Here is an 18193-nt window from a genome sequence, read left to right on the forward strand (position 1 = left end):
GTTTAAGCCATGAAACAAGCTAAATTCCAGCAAAAAATGGGTTTTTACGGGCGTATTTAAAGTGATAATCATAAGATATCTGGTGCGGGAGACGCTCAAAAGCCAGCTGGCGATACTTTTCATCTTACTTTTGATCTTCTTTTGTCAAAAGTTAGTGAGGATCCTCGGCGCGGCGGTTGACGGCGATATTCCCGCAAATCTGGTGCTCTCGCTTCTGGGGCTGGGCGTACCCGAAATGGCGCAGCTCATCCTGCCATTAAGTCTGTTCCTCGGGCTTCTGATGACGCTGGGTAAACTTTATACCGAAAGTGAAATTACGGTCATGCACGCCTGCGGGTTGAGTAAAGCCGTACTGGTAAAGGCTGCCATGGTGCTGGCGTTATTTACCGGTATCCTTGCAGCGGTAAACGTGATGTGGGCTGGCCCGTGGTCGTCAAAACATCAGGATGAAGTGCTGGCGGAGGCAAAAGCGAACCCAGGTATGGCGGCGCTGGCGCAGGGGCAATTCCAGCAAGCGACCAACGGCAGTTCGGTACTGTTTATTGAAAGCGTTGACGGCAGTGATTTTCACGATGTTTTTCTGGCGCAAATTCGCCCGAAAGGTAATGCTCGTCCTTCGGTCGTGGTGGCCGATTCCGGACATTTGACCCAATTGCGGGATGGTTCTCAGGTTGTCACGTTAAACAAAGGGACGCGCTTTGAGGGGACCGCGTTGCTGCGCGATTTTCGTATCACTGACTTCCAGAACTACCAGGCGATTATTGGCCATCAGGCCGTGGCGCTGGATCCGAACGATACTGACCAGATGGACATGCGCACGTTGTGGAATACCGACAACGATCGCGCCCGCGCCGAACTGCACTGGCGGATCACGTTAGTATTCACTGTGTTTATGATGGCGCTCATGGTCGTGCCGCTCAGCGTGGTGAACCCACGTCAGGGGCGAGTCTTGTCTATGCTGCCAGCCATGCTGCTTTATCTGCTGTTCTTCCTGATTCAGACGTCCATTAAATCAAATGGTGGTAAAGGGAAACTGGATCCGGTTATCTGGATGTGGGCGGTAAACCTGATCTATCTGGCATTGGCGATTGGTTTGAACCTGTGGGATACGGTGCCAGTCCGCCGCCTGCGTGCCCGTTTTCTGCGTAAAGGAGCGGTATAATGCAGCCATTTGGTGTACTTGACCGCTATATCGGTAAAACCATTTTTACCACCATCATGATGACGTTGTTCATGCTGGTGTCGCTCTCCGGCATTATCAAGTTTGTCGATCAGCTGAAAAAAGCGGGGCAGGGTAACTACGACGCGCTGGGCGCGGGTATGTACACCCTGCTCAGCGTACCTAAGGATATCCAGATCTTCTTTCCTATGGCGGCGCTGCTTGGTGCGCTGCTGGGACTGGGGATGCTGGCGCAGCGTAGCGAACTGGTGGTGATGCAGGCATCGGGTTTCACCCGTATGCAGGTGGCGCTGTCGGTGATGAAAACGGCTATCCCTCTGGTGCTGTTAACCATGGCGATAGGCGAATGGGTCGCCCCGCAGGGCGAGCAGATGGCGCGTAACTATCGTGCGCAGGCGATGTACGGGGGATCGCTGCTTTCCACCCAACAAGGTCTGTGGGCCAAAGACGGGAATAACTTTGTCTACATTGAGCGGGTGAAGGGCGACGAAGAGCTGGCCGGTATTAGTATTTACGCGTTTAACGATCAGCGTCGTTTACAGTCGGTACGTTACGCCGCTTCGGCAAAATTCGATCCGGAGCATAAGGTCTGGCGTTTGTCGCAGGTGGATGAGTCCGATCTGCAAAACCCGAAACAGATCACCGGTTCGCAGACGGTGAGCGGCACCTGGAAAACGAACCTGACGCCGGATAAGTTAGGCGTGGTAGCGCTGGACCCGGATGCGCTTTCCATCAGCGGTCTGCATAACTATGTTAAATATCTGAAATCGAGCGGTCAGGACGCCGGACGTTATCAGCTCAATATGTGGAGTAAAATCTTCCAGCCGCTCTCCGTGGCGGTGATGATGCTGATGGCGCTGTCGTTTATCTTTGGACCGCTACGCAGCGTACCGATGGGCGTGCGTGTGGTGACGGGGATTAGCTTTGGCTTCGTCTTCTACGTCCTCGACCAGATTTTTGGCCCGTTGACGCTGGTTTACGGCATTCCGCCTATTGTTGGCGCGCTGTTGCCGAGCGCGTCTTTCTTCCTGATTAGCCTATGGCTAATGCTACGTAAGTCGTAATCACAGGCCGCCATCCGGCAATGTAGTAAAGCGCAGTGCCTGATGGCGCTGCGCTTATCCGGCCTACCAGGACCCGTAGGTCTGATAAGTCCTTTACGCCGCCATCCGGCAGACAGCCTGGTATTCCTCGAATGATGTAGCGCGTAACCTGACGCGTGGCGCTTTTGGCTACGCGTTAAGCTCAGGTAAGCTGCGGGAAGAGAATAAGTGCAGTAGTTCAAAAAATTTATAATGTGTTGCCGTGATAAATCTGATAACCCAAATCAATCGTATTATGGTTGAGATCGTTATTTTTAATTTTGTTGAGCAACATCTGCGCTGCTCTGCGACCGATCTCAAAACGAGGGGTAATTACGCTGGCGAGGCTCGGTATCATTTGCCTGCCCATCTCCAGACCGTGGAAGCCGGCGATGGAGATCTGCTCCGGTACGGCCAGTTGACGCTCGCGGCACCACAGTAGAGCGCCCATTGCGATATCGTCGTTAGTACAAAAGACGCCATCTACGTCCGGGTGTGCAGTAAGCGCATCACGCATTAGCTGTATCCCCAGATGGATAGAGGAGATAGCGCGGGGATTGATGCGCAACGGCGCCAGCCCCCGGCGCGTCATCGCATCGCAGTAGCCATGATAACGCTGCTCATCACGGATATCGTCTTTTGAACCCAGATAGAGGATTTTCCGCCGCTGGCGTTTATCCAGCATGGTGCTGACCATATCAAAGGCGGCCTGACGGTTATCAAACCCCACCTCCATATCTAAGCGATCGCCCTGGATATCCATGAGTTCTACAATCGGAAGGGTAGCTGAGCGCAGGAATTTGACGGTTCTGAGCGTATGATATTTTTCTGAAAGAATAATGCCGTCGATATTGTAAGACAGTAAATTGATAACGGACTCTTCTTCCGAATCGCGATTGTAATTGTAATTCGCAATGAGAGTTTGGTAGTTATGACCCGACGTTACGGATTCAATCCCGGCAAGAATGTCGGCAAACAACTGGTTCTGGAAAGAGGGGATCAGCACGCCCAGAGTGTAACTTTGCGCGTTTAACAGCATAGCAGGCGCGCGATTTGGTATGTAGTTAATTTCCTCCATGATCTGCGCAATACGCTCGCCGGTTTCCCTGGCGACTTTTTTCGGCGAGCGGATGTAACGGCTCACCGTCATTTTTGTCACGCCTGCAAGCGTAGCGATATCCTGCAAAGAAATTCTGTGATTCCTCATGTTTTCTCCAGTACCGGGGGCGGGAAAGTCGCCCCCATGGTTAATTGTGCTGCGGATGATGAATTAATGCAGAACCGCATTCAGCGCCAGTACGCCCAGCAACCCCATGACAGAAATCAATGTTTCCATGACGGTCCAGGTGCGTAGGGTTTCCCCGACGCTAAGATTAAAATATCCTTTAAACAGCCAAAAACCGGGATCGTTAACATGTGATGCAATAACGCTTCCCGCGCCTGTCGCCAGTACCATTAACGCTGGATCGGCGTGGGTTACGTTAATAATCGGCAATACGACGCCCGCTGTGGTTATCGCGGCCACGGTCGCGGAACCTAATGCAATACGAAGCACGGCGGCTACCGTCCAGCACATTAATAACGGAGATAGCGATGTGCCAGTCATTAATTGCGAGATATATTGGCCCACGCCGCTATCCACCAGCACTTGTTTAAACGCGCCGCCGCCCGCGATGATAAAAACAATCATCGCAATAGCGCCAATGGACTCGCCGACAATATCCATCACCTGCTCAACCGTACGTCCATTGCGTCGGCCCAGCGTAAAAATGGCGATGATAATGGCAATAAACAACGCCACTGCTGGATTACCGATAAATTCGAAGAAAACCCGAACGGCATCCGTTTTTGGCAGCGTGATTTCACATACCGCTGCGATGGCCATCAGAATGACCGGGATCACAGCGGCAAAAATACTGTTCCAAAATGATGGCATCTCTTCTTCACTGAATAGATGAGGATTAAATAATCCTTCAGGCGGCGCTTTCTCAAAGCGCGCCAGCAATTTTGAAAACAGAGGGCCAGCAACAATCACGGTCGGTATGGTAATGATTAACCCATACAGCAGAGTCGTACCGAGATTTGCCTCAAAAATTGTCGCAATAGCGGTAGGGCCGGGATGCGGTGGCAGGAAGCAGTGTGTAACGGATAAGGCGGCGACCATTGGAACCCCGACATACAGCAATGGCAGTCCTGATGAGGCTACAATTGTAAAAACAAGCGGTAACAGCAGTACGAATCCGACTTCAAAAAACATTGCCAGGCCGACGATAAGCCCGGTGATCACCAGCGCCCATTGCACGCGTTTTTTGCCGAACGTATTAATGAGCGTCGTCGCAATGCGCTGCGCGGCGCCGGTATCGGAAATTAATCTTCCCAGCATCGCGCCAAAACCGAGGATCATGGCGAGTCCGCCCAGAGTACCGCCAATTCCGTTTTGTATGGAGTGCAGGACGTCTTGTGCGCCCATCCCTTCGGCAAATCCCACAACGGCGGCAACCAGAACAAGGGCGATAAAGCCGTTAACTTTAAAGCCAATCATTAAGACCAACAGCAGCGCAACGCCTGCCGCAATAATTATTAATGGCATATTCGTCTCTCTTATTAGCGCCAAAATAGCAGCGCTTACGCGCTGCGTTGTATTTCCCTGGTCAGACGGCAACCAGCATACCGCCATCGACAAACAGCAGATGTCCGTTAACAAAGTCGGAGGCTTTTGACGAGAGAAACACCGCAGCGCCAATAAGCTCCTGGGGATCGCCCCAGCGTGCGGCAGGCGTACGTTTGCATAGCCAGGAGGTGAAGGCTTCATCTTCAACCAGCGCTTTGGTCATCTCCGTTTTGAAGTATCCCGGCGCAATACCGTTGACCTGGATATTATGACGCGCCAGCTCCACGCACATGCCGCGAGTCAGCATCTTCACGGCACCCTTCGATGCGGCGTATGGCGTAATCGTGTCGCGTCCCAGCTCGCTTTGCATCGAACAGATGTTGATCACTTTTCCTGCCTGCCGCGCCACCATACGGCGTGTAACGGCCTGAGAGACGAGAAAAACCGCGGTCTGATTTACAGCGATGACGTCATTCCACTCCTGCTCGGGAAACTCAGTAAACGGATGACGGCGCTGGATACCAGCGTTATTTATCAGGACGTCAATGACGCCGATATCTTTTTCGATATGTTCAACCGCAGCTTCAATATCCTGTTTATGGGTGACATTAAAGGGAGCGGCAATAGCCTTTATCCCTTCCTGCTGAAGTTTCGTCACGGCTGTTTCGGCGCGCTCCGGGGTAATATCGTTAACAATAATGCGTGCGCCATAGCGACCAAGACCGGTCGCCAGCAAATAACCAATTCCCTGAGCGGCTCCAGTGATAAGGATATTTTTACCTGCCAGTGAAAAAAGATCGTTCATGATAGTGTTCCTTATTTTACTTTCTCAGAAAACGAGCTGAACTTTTGCCGCCTGTGTTTTGTCTCCGGCAAAGATCAGCGCCGCTTCCAGGTCGGTAAATGGATATTCCGCGCTCAGTAACGGCAGCGGATTGATAACGCGGTTGGCAAGCCAGGAAACCGCAGTATTAAATTCAGTAGTAAAGCGGAAAGAGCCTTTCAGGGAGATCTCTTTGCTTATTACCATCATCATCGGGAAGTTGGGTACTGCGCCGCCCATGCCAACCTGCACCATCACGCCTTTTGCCCGTGTTACTTCCAGACACGTTGAGATTGAGGAAGGATGCCCAGAGACTTCAAAACTGATATCGAAATACCCTTTTTCTGCTTTCCAGCCATCGAAAGAATCATGCTGTGGGTTCACCAGCGTATCCGCGCCCATTTGCCGGGCCAGCGAGAGAGAGCGGGCGCTGATATCGGCACATATCACTTCCGCCGCGCCCAGAGTTTTTACCGCGCTAACAATCAGGCAGCCGATAGGGCCAACGCCGGAGATAAAGACGCGTTTGCCCTGCAGATCGCCTGCCTCATGAGCCGCATGAATGGCAACCGCCAGCGGCTCGGCAAAGGCCATGGCTTTTTCGTCCGCCTGTTCCGGCCAGGGAATGCACTGAGCGGTATCGACAGCTTTAAATCGGGTAAAACCGCCATCGACATGCGGAAAATACATGGCGCTGCCAAAGAAGCGCATTTCAGTACAATGGTTTTCTTCATGCTGCAGACAGTATTTGCAATGACCGCAAGGCTTTGATGGATTAATCGCTACTGGTTGTCCTTCACGTAATAAATCTGAGTCGCTATGAACGATTTTGCCAATCACTTCATGACCTAAAATCATTGGCGCTTTTACTGTAAAATTGCCGACTTTGCCTTCCTGATAATAATGTAAGTCAGACCCACAAATGCCACCACGGGTAATTTGTACGAGTGTTCCTTTATTATTCCATTCAATATTTTGTTCCGTAACGGCAACAGCACGCTTACCCGCAACAACGCAGGATTGAGTTTTTACTTCCATAAATTCCTCACTGGTCAGGTAGTTACCCTGAACGCATTTAAGCGGTTTTATTTGTCACTATTTGTGACTTATGTCACGCTGGAAAATTGTTACACTACAATGTTACGCATAACGTGATGTGCCTTAGAGTTCTTCTTTATAGAAATTAAAAAACGTGAAATTGTCGAACGTAGAGGCGTAATATTGTGTTGTGGAATATGACTCAGAGGTATTTAAATGGCCGGGGAAAGCTATATTTTAATGGGTGTTTCAGGTAGTGGTAAGTCTTTAATAGGCAGCAAAATTGCAACATTATTTTCTGCGAAGTTTATTGACGGCGATGATCTCCATCCGGCGAAAAACATTGATAAAATGTCTCAGGGAATACCGTTAACTGATGAAGACCGCTTACCCTGGCTGGAACGATTAAATGACGCTTCATACAGTCTTTATAAAAAAAATGAGACGGGGTTTATTGTCTGCTCGTCATTAAAAAAACAGTACCGCGATATTTTACGTAAGAGTAGCCCTAACGTACATTTCCTGTGGCTGGACGGCGATTACGCTACCATTCTGCAGCGAATGCAGTGTCGTGCCGGGCATTTTATGCCGCCAGACCTGCTGCAAAGTCAGTTTGATGCGCTGGAACGACCCTGTGCCGATGAACATGATATTGCGCGAATCGATGTTAATCATGACATCGAGCACGTGACGGAGCAGTGCCGACAGGCTGTACAGGCTTTTCGTCAGGCACTCAGCGCTTCCTGATGATTGTCAAAGCGCTGAGCCTGGCGGTCAGAAGTCAGCTTTTAGCACTACACGATAGCGGGCTTTGCCGTCGCGAACGTGCTGAATAGCCTCGTTGATTTGTGACATCGCGAACAGTTCCGTGGTGGGCGCGATTTTGCTGCGTCCGGCAAATTTCATCAGCTTACGGAGCTCATGTGGCGTTCCGGTGGCCGAGCCTGAGATACTGCGATCGCCAGCAATTAACGTAAACGCTGGTACGGGTAGCGGCTTTAATACCGCCCCGACAGTATGGAAGTTACCGCCATACGTCAGCGCTTCGAAGTAAGGCTGCCAGTCGAGATCGACATTGACGGTATTAATGATGAGGTCAAACTGGCCTGCCAGCGCTTTCAGTGCCTCAGGATCGCGGCTATTCACCACGTTATTGGCCCCCATCGCCAGCACTTCCTGTTCTTTCGATGGACTGGAGCTAAAGGCGGTGATTTCGCAGCCCATCGCGTGCAACAGTTTGATTGCGATGTGTCCGAGCCCTCCAATACCGATTACGCCAACGCGGCTGGTGGCGGTAATGTGATGCATCAATAGTGGCTTGAAGACCGTAATACCGCCACATAACAGCGGGCCTGCAGACGCCATATCGATATTCTCTGGCAGTGGGATTACCCACTGCCAGTCAGCGCGAAGCTTCTCGGCAAAACCTCCTCGATTGAGGATAGTCGGCACTGCGCCTTCCTGACAGTTAATCTGATTACCGCTGATACAAGCATCGCAGTGTCCGCAGCTACGCGCCGTCCAGCCGATGCCTACCTTCTGGCCGACTTTCAACCCCTTATCTTGTGCTGCGCTGCCGAGTGCGGCTACCCGGCCAATAACCTCATGCCCGGCGACCAGCGGATACTGAGAAAACCCCCATTCATTATCGATCATCGACAGATCGGAATGGCAGATCCCGCAGTAGTCGACCCGTACCTCGACATCTTCCGGTTGGAGTTCTCCCGCGTCATATTCATAGAGTTCGAGCTCGCCGCCCGCCTCTTTGGCGGCATAGCTTTTTATTATCGTCATTATGTTTCCCTTAATGTGGTGTTGAACTCAAAAGTGTAGAGCATGGCAGCAAGGGGTGCCTGGCATAAAGCCGATGAGCAAGGGAGAGAAATAACGTGATAATTCGATTTAATACTCAGTGGTGCTGAAATTTTCAACACTTAGCGAGGCAGGTGTATGCTCGCGCTTGCATGACGGCGTATGACAGGTATAATCCACAACGTTTTCCGCATACCTCTTCAGTGCCGAAGTGGCGAAATCGGTAGACGCAGTTGATTCAAAATCAACCGTAGAAATACGTGCCGGTTCGAGTCCGGCCTTCGGCACCAAGTGATGCAATAATTAGCTACCTAAGGGTGGCTTTTTTTGTGTCCATTTCCGTCCAAATTCGTCCATATCCGTCTGTAATTAAAAGATAATTTATTTTCAGTGATAACCATTTTTGTTTTGTGGTCTTTCCGTATTGGTCGTTTTTCATCCATTGACATCCACACGATTTGGGGGCAAAAAAGGGGGCAAACCCGGTTCGATAGAGGAGTGACCCCCAAATGGCGCTTACAGATCTCGCAATCCGGCATGCCAGGCCGCTTGGCAAGGCATACAGGCTCTCTGACTGTCACGGTCTTTACATTCAGGTGCACCCCAGCGGATCTAAGCTGTGGTATCTGAAATTTCGCTTTGGAAACAAAGAGAACCGTATGGCATTAGGCCCTTACCCGCTCATTTCTCTCGCACTGGCAACGGAGAAGCAAGCGGATAACAGAGCATTGCTGGGCCATGAATGGCTAAGAATGCTAATAGCGCCGGGTGGCTCCCTCGGGGGCGCAAGGCCAAAGGCTAGCGTTGCGGATGACAACGGACATCTCTATATCGCCAAATTTCCGAGTACAAGAGATGAATTCGATGTCGGTGGTTGGGAAGAATGGTAGTTAATGCTCTGGCTGTCGGTTGTGGCCTTAATGTGGCTGCTACACAAGCGCGAAAATTCGCCAGCGATCATCATTGTTTTATGGTCCGTCGTTTTGACCGAACCGATGCTGGTCAGCGCCTTCATTTTGCATCTGCCATGACGTTAACTCGACACCAGGATGGGGACGATTACTCAACAGGAGTCAGCTATCTGGAACTTGCTGAAGTTCTCATCAGAAATGGCGCCCAGACGAAGGCGGACCTTCAGGAGCTCTGGTCACGCATTGTTTTTAATATTCTGGTCTTTAACTCTGATGATCATTTGCGAAACCACGGGTTTATTCTGGTTCCAGGTAAGGGATGGCGACTTTCTGAAGCCTACGATATAAATCCGGTTCCCAGAGCTGATGGCTTGAAGCTCAATATAACTGAGGCAGATAACGCGCTGGATATGGAATTAGCCAGGGAAGTTGCTGAATATTTTCGCCTGAAACTGACCGACGCTGATGAGATTATTGCCAGCTTCCGTGGGATAGTCAGCCAGTGGAGAACTATTGCGGACAGCCTTACTCTTCCTTACCGGGAGCAGGAGCAAATGGCGGAGGCGTTCAGATGTGCAATGTGAGTAGTAAGCTACAAATCATATTCGGAGCACTTTCTTTTACCGCTAGCCGGAATAGCACTTCAGATGGCACTCCGTTGAAGTTCTAGGAAGAAAGGTCATTTTGACTGGCGATAAATCCTACCTGTAAATCCATATATTTAAAAAAACGTGTTTTATCGACATATCACCGCAACATGTCGATGCCATAAACATGTTTTGTCTATATGTTTAAAAAAATGCTTTTTATCGACATATCCTCAGAAGCCTGGCACAGACTATCACTACCAGGGCGGTATCAACCTTTGAGTGGGGTCTATAGCCAGTAAACTTAGGCAGCCTTTTGAAGCGATTGAGAGGTCTCTCGACAACGCTTGCAAACGTGAAAAATGCCCCTATTTCATGGCTAATTAACCGCGAAATTATAGCCATGGAGGAAACTACCGATGTTACCCCGGACACACCGCCAGCTCGTGAGCGTTGAAGTGATGTGGCCTGCTCAGACGCTACCGCTTCCCCTGCAACAGGTAGTCGAAGCATTAAATCAGGGCGAAACGCCTGATCAGATTATTATCCGCATGAACCAACAGGGTCTGCTGGCGTGGCGTGAGGATGCATCCGCGCAGGATACACACGATATCTTTCAGGTACGTCTGGACAATCAGCATGAGGCGCGGTTTCTCTGCCGCTACGTTATGCTGCCGCTGCACTAATGCTTTCAAATCTCCTTGAGAGATAAGTGCTTTGAAAAGCAAACAGCCTCATCTTTACCCACATACGGGCCATAGTTAGCGATGCGTTGATAGTTATGCTTTACATAAAAACCAACTGCGCGGGTATTAACTTTACGGGTTTCTAAATAGCTGCGCGGAATAGTAGATCACTTTGAGGGAACTCAGCACGGATTGTGCGATCTGATCAATCGCCAAATCAAAACAAATCACCAACCGGACTGAGCAATGCCGATCATAGCACCAATTCCCCGTGACGAACGACGCCTGATGCAGAAAACAATCCATAAAACGCACGATAAAAATTATGCCCGCAGGCTGAAGGCCATGCTGATGCTACATCGGGGCGACCGTATCAGAGATGTTGCCAGAACGCTCTGCTGTGCCCGTTCCTCCGTCGGACGCTGGATTAACTGGTTCACGCTGTCGGGTGTTGCAGGACTGAAATCATTACCTGCCGGACGAACCCGTCGCTGGCCTTTTGAGCATATCTGCACGTTATTACGTGAGCTGATAAAACATACTCCCGGCGATTTTGGCTACCAGCGCTCACGCTGGAGTACAGAATTGCTGGCAATAAAAATCAATGAGATAACCGGGTGCCAGTTACATGCCGGAACCGTTCGCCGCTGGTTGCCGTCTGCGGGGCTTGTGTGGCGAAGGGCCGAGCCAACTCTGCGTATCCGTGACCCGCATAAGGATCAAAAGATGGCAGCAATCCATAAAGCACTGGACGAATGCAGCGCAGAGCATCCGGTCTTTTATGAAGATGAAGTGGATATTCATCTTAATCCCAAAATCGGTGCGGACTGGCAGCTGCGCGGACAACAAAAACGCGTAGTGACGCCGGGGCAGAATGAAAAATATTATCTGGCCGGAGCGTTGCACAGTGGGACAGGTAAAGTCAGCTATGTGGGCGGCAACAGCAAAAGTTCGGCGCTGTTCATCAGCCTGCTGAAGCGGCTTAAAGCGACGTACCGTCGGGCGAAAACCATCACGCTGATCGTGGACAGCTACATTATCCACAAAAGCCGGGAAACACAGATCTGGCCGAAGTTCAGGGTGATTTATCAGCCGGTTTACTCGCCATGGGTGAATCATGTGGTACGGCTATGGCAGGCACTTCACGACACAATAACGCGCAATCATTAGTGCAGATCAATGTGGCAACTGTTGAAAAAAGTTCGCCATTTTATAGAAACCGTCAGCCCATTCCCCGGAGGCAGACATGGGCTGGCAAAAGTGTAGCGGTATTAGGCGCAGCTATTTAGTTAACTGAGGGCGTCATGGCGAACCTCCCGCAGCCGCCGCTGGCGGCAAAGGCTGATAAGCTGCATCAGTTGCTGGATCTGAGCGTTGTCGTAGTCCGGTGACAGCAACAATTCGAGGGCGGGCATCGGCGTACTGGTGTCGCCTATTCAGGGCGGCCAGCACCTGGTAACAGCGCTGTGCCGCTGGATGACCGATCAGGCACTGGACTTCGCCTTGCTGCGGTGACAGCGTTTCCGGCCACAGTCTGAACGACCAGCAGACTCGGTAGTAAGTTCCAGCAAAAGCTCCCGCAGCGATTTGCGGCAACAGAGTTGGTAGTAGCTGTCGTGCTCATCACAGACCACGATGCCAATCTGGTTGCAGCAGTGGGTATCTTTGGGGCAAGGACGATTCAACGTTTTCGCCAGTTGCTGGTGGAGCAGCAGGCGCTCAAGGCCGATTAACGGCAAATTCCACAGATGGCTGGTGGTCAGTTGCAGAGTCGGGTCGCGTCTGCATGGTGGAGAGTTCGCCATCACTTTGCGGTTGCCGGGTTTGTTGCACTGCGAAGGCGGAAAGGGCGGCTTGCTGAATCGGCAGGCAAAGCGACAAGGGGGATTGAGTGGTCTCAGAAGTACGGGCGAGGGGAAGTAGACCGAGAGTGGCAGATCGCCGTGCAGGGCATGGCGGATCAGGTCGGCGGGCAGCAATGTGATGTTGTGCTGCCGGATGACTTCTGCGGCCTCATCCAGCGTCAGCCACTCCTGGCGGATTTTGTGTGGGGGCATGGGGCGTTCCTTTTTGTGTTGTAGGTTGCGTGTAGTGCTTGTTGATGGTGAAAACCGGTGTGAGATGTTTTTGCTAAAACAACTAACCTGATCAGTTTAGTTAACGATCTTTTCAGACATAATCTGGTGATGATTTACGCTGGAAAAACAGGACGTAACATTGAATAGTTCGGAAGACGATTTGCTTGAAGTGGCGTGCTATTTGTCGAAGTACGGTAAATCTCAACCACCCGTGGGACTGGGTGTTCAGAAATGGAAAGAGGCTTTTGCCTTGTTTTATCCTCGTTTTGGAGCAGGTAAAACCGCCAGCGAGTTTCACAATAGTCTGAAAAATAGTCGTGACCGTTTTGATTCCTGGCTTAGTGATGTGCGTGTTGGCTGGCGTGACGAGCAGGGCGCTCCTGCTGCGCTTTCTCATTCAGCGCAGCATGTGCATCAGCGACTGAGTGTGCTTTCAGAGAGTGTGATTGAGCAGCGCGTTCTTTCGTTAATATCTTCTGATGGAGATGAACAGGCGCAACGTGACTGTCTTATTATTCAGCAGGATAAAAGTATTGAAGATACCGTACGCGAGCAACTCATTGCGGCACGGCTGGGGCAGGGTACCTTTCGGAAAAATTGTCTCATGCTGTATCCGGCATGCCCTGTTACGGGAACGACGTTTGCACCGTTACTCCGTGCCAGCCATGTAAAACCGTGGGCTGCCTGCGAGAATGGGAATGAACGTCTTGATCCTTATAATGGAATTATATTGGCTGCACACATTGATATCCTATTCGATCAGGGATGGATTTCGTTTGAGAACGATGGGCGTTTATTAATTAGTAATGAGCTGGATATTAGTGTTAAAGAGCAATTTTTATTGCCAGAGAAAATAAAGACGTTTTCTGTTGAATCGTATTGTTATCTGGAATGGCATCGGGAGAATTTACTGAGATAGTTAAGCTATAAACTATCTTCGATAGAGCTATTTTCTGATCTTACAAGTTCCAATATTACATTGAGCGCTGTCCAATGGTGGCTCATGGGCTTCTGGAGCGTGCTACGCAACCGGTAATCCTCTGCTGGTTCAGTTAGAAAGCTTTTATGTGCCATGCAGCATGATATGGTCGTTTTCTGAACTCCGTATAACCGGAGTATTTGTATCGAAGCGTGAACAAAACATTGCAGCCAGCCTTGCAACGTGGACAATAGTTATCCATACGGTGATTTTATATTCGATAAATCAATGGATTTCATTGAGCCATAGGACTGGTAATGGATGAAAATGCTTTAGGGTTTGCCTCATACTGGCGCAACTCGCTGGCAGATGCTGAGTCAGGAAAGGGCAGTTTTGAACGCAAAGACGCCAAAAATTTCGCTCACTGGCATGGGATAGCGGCGGGACGTCTTGACGAAGCGATCGTCGATAAATTTTTTGAAGGAGAAAAAGACGACGTCGAAACAGTCGATGTCATCTTGCGGCCAAAGGTTTATTTCCGGTTACTGCAGCATGGAAAGGACCGTTCCGCTGGTGCGCCTGATATTGTTACCCCGATAGTGACGCCAGCCCTGTTGAGCCGTGAAGGTTTTTTATATCCGACGCCAGCGACCTCCATTCCCAGAGACCTGCTTGAACCTTTGCCAAAAGGGGCATTTTCGATTGGTGAGATTGAGCAGTATGACAAATACAAAACGACACATACCTCATTCTCTATCAACTTTGATGACAGCGTTGATAAGACCGCCGAAACAGATGAAGAACGAGAAGCACGATATGCCGCCTTACAGCAGGAGTGGCGTCAATATCTGGATGATTCAGAGAGGCTACTGAAGAATGTTGTCGGCGACTGGATTAAAAATCCCGAGCAATATGAACTCGCTGAGCATGGTTATATTGTTAAAACGGCGCAATCTGGCGGCGCCAGTTTCCATATTCTTTCGCTTTATGACCACCTGCTTGTTTGCAAAAAGGATGTGCCGCTTTTCAATCGTTTTGCCTCTCGGGAGGTTCATGCGGCAGAGTCTTTGCTTACTCCCGAAGCAAAATTCAGCGACAGGCTTGGACACTCCGGGGATAAGTTCCCGCTGGCACAGGCTCAGCGCGATGCCTTAAGCCATTTTCTTGATGCGAGGCATGGCGATATCCTTGCCGTTAACGGCCCTCCCGGAACCGGGAAAACCACGCTGGTGCTTTCTATCATCGCCACGCAGTGGGCCAGAGCGGCTCTCGAAAAAGCAGAACCTCCGGTTATTATCGCGACTTCAACGAATAACCAGGCTGTAACGAACATTATCGAGGCGTTCGGGAAAGATTTTTCCCAAGGCACTGGTGCAATGGCCGGACGATGGTTGCCTGAGCTGAAAAGCTTCGGCGCTTATTTCCCCTCAAGCACTCGTAAAGCCGAGGCAGCCAAAAAATACCAAACTGAAGATTTCTTCAACCAGGTTGAGTCAAAAGAGTATGTAGAGAATGCACTGCTGTTTTATCTGGAGAAAGCTAAGGCAGCCTTCCCTGAAAAAGATTGTTCAACCCCTGAAAAGGTCATTGAACTCCTGCATGGTCAGTTGGCAGCAAAATACGAACAACTGGTAAGACTAAACGCAGCATGGCAAACGTTAAGCCAGGTTCGGGCTGCACGTGAGCTTATTGCTAACGACATTGAGCAATATCTCGATAATTTAAATAAATTACTCTCCGGGCAAGAACAAAAAGTCACTCAACTAAAGAGTGCTAAAGCGGAATGGAAAAAATATCGCGCCGGTGAATCACTGATCTATTCATTATTTTCCTGGCTCCCGGCGGTTCGCAGTAAACGGCAGTACCAAATACAGCTGTTCCTCGAAGATAAATTAGGTGCGCTGATTGCGGGAAATCAGTGGTTTGATCCTGAAACCATCGAACGTAATATAGATGGACTGCTCAACTCCGCTGAGCGCGAGCAAACAACCTACCGACAGCAGATTGACTCCGCGCATGAAATCGTTCTTAAAGAACAGCAGGCGGCTCAGGAATGGCAGAGGCTGGCACTTGATTTAGGACATGAGAGCGACGAGGAACTGAGCTTCTCACAGGCAGATGAACTGGCTGATACGCAGATTCGCTTCCCTGCATTCTTACTGACGACCCACTACTGGGAAGGTCGTTGGCTAATGGATATGGCGAAGATCGATGATCTGCAAAAAGAGAAGGGCAAGAAAGGAGCTAAAGGGGTAACCGTCCGCTGGCAACGCCGAATGAAACTCACACCATGTGTGGTCATGACCTGCTATATGCTGCCCGGCAATATGCAGATAAGTGAACACAAAGGGCAGCGTAAATTCGAGAAAAGCTATTTATATGACTTCGCTGATTTACTCATTGTCGATGAAGCCGGGCAGGTGCTTCCTGAAGTGGCTGCTGCCTCGTTTGCCTTAGCTAAAAAGGCATTAGTGATTGGTGATACGGAACAGATCCCGCCAATATGGAGTATTGCTCCTGCTATTGATATAGGTAACATGCTGGCGGAAAAAATTCTGTCAGGCAGTACGCAAGAAGAGATTACTGAGAAATATGCGGCAATCGCAGAGCTTGGTAAAAGCGCCGCATCTGGTAGCGTCATGAAAATAGCGCAGTGTGCTTCACGCTATCAATATGATCCCGAATTGGCTCGTGGTATGTACTTATATGAGCACCGCCGGTGCTTCGATAATATTATTGGATACTGCAATACGCTCTGCTATCACGGTAAGTTGTTGCCTAAAAGAGGGTGTGAAGAGAACAATTTAATGCCCGCAATGGGTTATCTCCATATTGATGGTAAAGGAGAGCTGGCAAGTAGCGGTAGTCGATATAATTTGCTGGAGGCTGAAACGATAGCGGCCTGGCTGACAGATAACCAGCAAGATATTGAAACGCATTACGGCAAATCGCTTCATGAGGTTGTCGGTATCGTGACGCCTTTTAGCGCGCAGGTATCGACCATCAAACAGGCGCTGGGTAAACAAGGTATCAGCACTGGCGCGAATGAAACGTCGCTCACGGTGGGCACCGTGCATTCTCTTCAGGGGGCGGAAAGAGCGATTGTTTTATTCTCGCCAGTCTATTCAAAGCATGAGGACGGTGGGTTTATTGATAGTGATAACAGCATGCTGAACGTTGCTGTCTCCCGTGCGAAGGACAGTTTCCTGGTCTTCGGCGATATGGACCTGTTTGAGATCCAGCCAGCCTCATCTCCGCGGGGATTACTGGCAAAATATCTCTTTGAGTCAGAGAAGAATGCGCTCACTTTTGATTATAAAGAGCGTAAGGATTTAAAAACTTCCGAGACCAAAATCTACACACTCCATGGTGTGGAGCAGCATGATAATTTCCTGAATCAGACATTTGAAAATACCGGTAAACACATCACGATAGTTTCTCCATGGCTGACCTGGCAAAAACTGGAGCAAACCGGTTTTCTTGATTCTATGATTGCGGCGTGTTCACGTGGTATTAACGTCACGATTGTCACTGACAGAAGCTACAACACTGAACATAATGATTTTGAGAAGCGAAAAGAGAAGCAGCAGAATCTCAAAGCGGCGCTGGATAAACTGAACGCCCTTGGTATTGCGACAAAACTGGTCAATCGTGTTCATAGCAAAATTGTTATTGGGGATGATGGTTTGCTGTGCGTGGGATCGTTCAACTGGTTTAGTGCGACGCGTGAAGCGCGATATGAACGATACGATACATCGATGGTTTATTGCGGTGATAACCTGAAGGGGGAGATTGAGGCAATTTATAATAGCCTTGAAAGGCGTCAGGTTTAGGGTAGGAATTTGATTGGCCATCTTATCGACTGTTTTCCAGCGTAAGATGGCTGAATGGAATGACCATACCGATGTCGCGACTGGTGAAGTATGTCGTGGTTTTATGGATGTAGTATGTGGGCTGGTACAGCGTCTTCCCGAACCCTCAACCATTGAAAAACAGGCTGACAAGAACGCCTTGCAAACCTTGGATATGAGCGATCCGGAGGCTGGGGAAGCGTTTAAAGCCGAACACTATTTAGATATGAAAAATTGGTTGAGTTGCAAACTATACGGCAGCCCACCGATCGTAAGGTTCAGGATTACCGCTTTACCTACAACGACATCTGTGACTGGCAACGTCGTCAAAAACAGTGAAGAGGCTGCTAAATGTTATATATTCACTTCACTCAAAAGAGAGTTTGACCGTGACAATGGTACAACGCTAAAGGATTTTTTACCCAGCATGAGTCCAATAAATTCCAAGTATTTGGCAAAAAAACAAAGTGTTTTCAAAAAAAAGCATCATTTGTTGGAAGGTTGAAAGGTGTAGGCGAAAAAAATTGAACTATGATGTCGTTAATCATAGTTCGGAAAGGTAAGCCCCATGAAGGACTTATCTTTCCAAATTGATGGTCACTGACTTAATAGATT

Annotated in this window: 13 protein-coding genes, 1 tRNA gene and 4 pseudogenes; 11 read left to right on the plus strand and 7 right to left on the minus strand. The window is 49.6% G+C overall.

The genetic code is table 11. The annotated features are described in order from the left end of the window. Positions 1–61: 61 nt before the first annotated feature. Together lptF and lptG are read left to right on the plus strand one after the other, a co-directional pair. Positions 62–1162: an LPS export ABC transporter permease LptF gene (gene lptF / locus SBG_RS20435; RefSeq protein WP_000584132.1), complete on the plus strand. Its 1101-nt coding sequence runs from the start codon at positions 62–64 to the stop codon at positions 1160–1162. Continuing rightward, positions 1162–2244, plus strand: coding sequence for an LPS export ABC transporter permease LptG (lptG, locus tag SBG_RS20440; protein WP_001182242.1), 1083 nt, complete (start codon positions 1162–1164; stop codon positions 2242–2244). The genes lptF and lptG overlap by 1 nt, the downstream gene beginning before the upstream one ends. 226 nt (positions 2245–2470) lie before the next feature. Here the strand turns inward: lptG and idnR are convergent, their stop codons facing one another. The 4 genes from idnR to idnD all read right to left on the minus strand — a co-directional run bounded on the left by idnR (position 2471) and on the right by idnD (position 6734). Next, entirely contained in the window at positions 2471–3469 is a 999-nt protein-coding gene (gene idnR, locus SBG_RS20445; RefSeq protein WP_001244064.1) for a DNA-binding transcriptional regulator IdnR, read from the minus strand. Between the two features lie 63 nt (positions 3470–3532). Beyond that, the gene (gene idnT, locus SBG_RS20450) at positions 3533–4852 is read right to left on the minus strand and encodes a gnt-II system L-idonate transporter (RefSeq protein ID WP_001128354.1); all 1320 of its coding nucleotides are present in this window, start codon (positions 4850–4852) and stop codon (positions 3533–3535) included. A 61-nt stretch (positions 4853–4913) separates the two neighbouring features. Further along, positions 4914–5678, minus strand: a complete 765-nt coding sequence (idnO, locus tag SBG_RS20455) for a gluconate 5-dehydrogenase (RefSeq protein WP_000998688.1) — start codon at positions 5676–5678, stop codon at positions 4914–4916. A 24-nt stretch (positions 5679–5702) separates the two neighbouring features. Then, positions 5703–6734: an L-idonate 5-dehydrogenase gene (gene idnD, locus SBG_RS20460; RefSeq protein ID WP_000453346.1), complete on the minus strand. Its 1032-nt coding sequence runs from the start codon at positions 6732–6734 to the stop codon at positions 5703–5705. Between the two features lie 216 nt (positions 6735–6950). On the opposite strand from idnD, the gene idnK reads away from it, so the two are divergent. Continuing rightward, on the plus strand, positions 6951–7481 hold the full coding sequence (idnK, locus tag SBG_RS20465; RefSeq protein ID WP_000896755.1) for a gluconokinase: 531 nt from the start codon (positions 6951–6953) through the stop codon (positions 7479–7481). 27 nt (positions 7482–7508) lie between these two features. Here the strand turns inward: idnK and ahr are convergent, their stop codons facing one another. Continuing rightward, entirely contained in the window at positions 7509–8528 is a 1020-nt protein-coding gene (gene ahr, locus SBG_RS20470; RefSeq protein WP_000152554.1) for an NADPH-dependent aldehyde reductase Ahr, read from the minus strand. A gap of 223 nt (positions 8529–8751) precedes the next feature. Here ahr and SBG_RS20475 point away from each other — a divergent pair. The 4 genes and pseudogenes from SBG_RS20475 to SBG_RS20490 all read left to right on the plus strand — a co-directional run bounded on the left by SBG_RS20475 (position 8752) and on the right by SBG_RS20490 (position 10730). Then, positions 8752–8836: transfer RNA gene (locus SBG_RS20475), tRNA-Leu, on the plus strand. Between the two features lie 219 nt (positions 8837–9055). Next, a pseudogene (locus tag SBG_RS22380) lies at positions 9056–9280 on the plus strand (Arm DNA-binding domain-containing protein); the annotation flags it as partial. Between the two features lie 149 nt (positions 9281–9429). Continuing rightward, positions 9430–10041, plus strand: a complete 612-nt coding sequence (locus SBG_RS20485) for a type II toxin-antitoxin system HipA family toxin (protein ID WP_015703117.1) — start codon at positions 9430–9432, stop codon at positions 10039–10041. A gap of 422 nt (positions 10042–10463) precedes the next feature. Further along, positions 10464–10730, plus strand: a complete 267-nt coding sequence (locus tag SBG_RS20490) for a hypothetical protein (RefSeq protein ID WP_000937714.1) — start codon at positions 10464–10466, stop codon at positions 10728–10730. Positions 10731–10735: 5 nt separating this feature from the next. Here SBG_RS20490 and SBG_RS23315 read toward each other — a convergent pair. Further along, positions 10736–10876: pseudogene (locus SBG_RS23315) on the minus strand (GNAT family N-acetyltransferase); the annotation flags it as partial. Positions 10877–10976: 100 nt separating this feature from the next. Here SBG_RS23315 and SBG_RS20495 point away from each other — a divergent pair. Next, positions 10977–11996: pseudogene (locus SBG_RS20495) on the plus strand (IS630 family transposase). A 218-nt stretch (positions 11997–12214) separates the two neighbouring features. On the opposite strand, the gene SBG_RS22395 reads toward SBG_RS20495, so the two are convergent. Then, positions 12215–12787 carry a hypothetical protein gene (locus tag SBG_RS22395; protein ID WP_024135183.1) on the minus strand — a complete coding sequence of 191 codons (573 nt, stop codon included), beginning with the start codon at positions 12785–12787 and terminating at the stop codon, positions 12215–12217. 160 nt (positions 12788–12947) lie between these two features. On the opposite strand from SBG_RS22395, the gene SBG_RS20505 reads away from it, so the two are divergent. The 3 genes and pseudogenes from SBG_RS20505 to SBG_RS22760 form a co-directional block, all read left to right on the plus strand. Further along, positions 12948–13727: an HNH endonuclease gene (locus SBG_RS20505; protein WP_001088802.1), complete on the plus strand. Its 780-nt coding sequence runs from the start codon at positions 12948–12950 to the stop codon at positions 13725–13727. Positions 13728–14044: 317 nt separating this feature from the next. Next, entirely contained in the window at positions 14045–17560 is a 3516-nt protein-coding gene (locus tag SBG_RS20510) for an AAA domain-containing protein (RefSeq protein WP_000344087.1), read from the plus strand. 94 nt (positions 17561–17654) lie between these two features. After that, a pseudogene (locus SBG_RS22760) lies at positions 17655–18106 on the plus strand (hypothetical protein); the annotation flags it as partial. Positions 18107–18193 lie beyond the last annotated feature (87 nt).

The organism is Salmonella bongori NCTC 12419 (assembly GCF_000252995.1).
Classification (GTDB): Bacteria; Pseudomonadota; Gammaproteobacteria; order Enterobacterales; family Enterobacteriaceae; genus Salmonella; species Salmonella bongori.

Bases quoted from the DNA above. Each gene is read 5' to 3' on its own strand.
- lptG (WP_001182242.1), top strand. From the start codon at position 1,162: ATGCAGCCATTTGGTGTACTTGACCGCTATATCGGTAAAACCATTTTT.
- idnR (WP_001244064.1), bottom strand. From the start codon at position 3,469: ATGAGGAATCACAGAATTTCTTTGCAGGATATCGCTACGCTTGCAGGC.
- idnT (WP_001128354.1), bottom strand. From the start codon at position 4,852: ATGCCATTAATAATTATTGCGGCAGGCGTTGCGCTGCTGTTGGTCTTA.
- idnO (WP_000998688.1), bottom strand. From the start codon at position 5,678: ATGAACGATCTTTTTTCACTGGCAGGTAAAAATATCCTTATCACTGGA.
- idnD (WP_000453346.1), bottom strand. From the start codon at position 6,734: ATGGAAGTAAAAACTCAATCCTGCGTTGTTGCGGGTAAGCGTGCTGTT.
- idnK (WP_000896755.1), top strand. From the start codon at position 6,951: ATGGCCGGGGAAAGCTATATTTTAATGGGTGTTTCAGGTAGTGGTAAG.
- ahr (WP_000152554.1), bottom strand. From the start codon at position 8,528: ATGACGATAATAAAAAGCTATGCCGCCAAAGAGGCGGGCGGCGAGCTC.
- SBG_RS20485 (WP_015703117.1), top strand. From the start codon at position 9,430: ATGGTAGTTAATGCTCTGGCTGTCGGTTGTGGCCTTAATGTGGCTGCT.
- SBG_RS20490 (WP_000937714.1), top strand. From the start codon at position 10,464: ATGTTACCCCGGACACACCGCCAGCTCGTGAGCGTTGAAGTGATGTGG.
- SBG_RS22395 (WP_024135183.1), bottom strand. From the start codon at position 12,787: ATGCCCCCACACAAAATCCGCCAGGAGTGGCTGACGCTGGATGAGGCC.
- SBG_RS20510 (WP_000344087.1), top strand. From the start codon at position 14,045: ATGGATGAAAATGCTTTAGGGTTTGCCTCATACTGGCGCAACTCGCTG.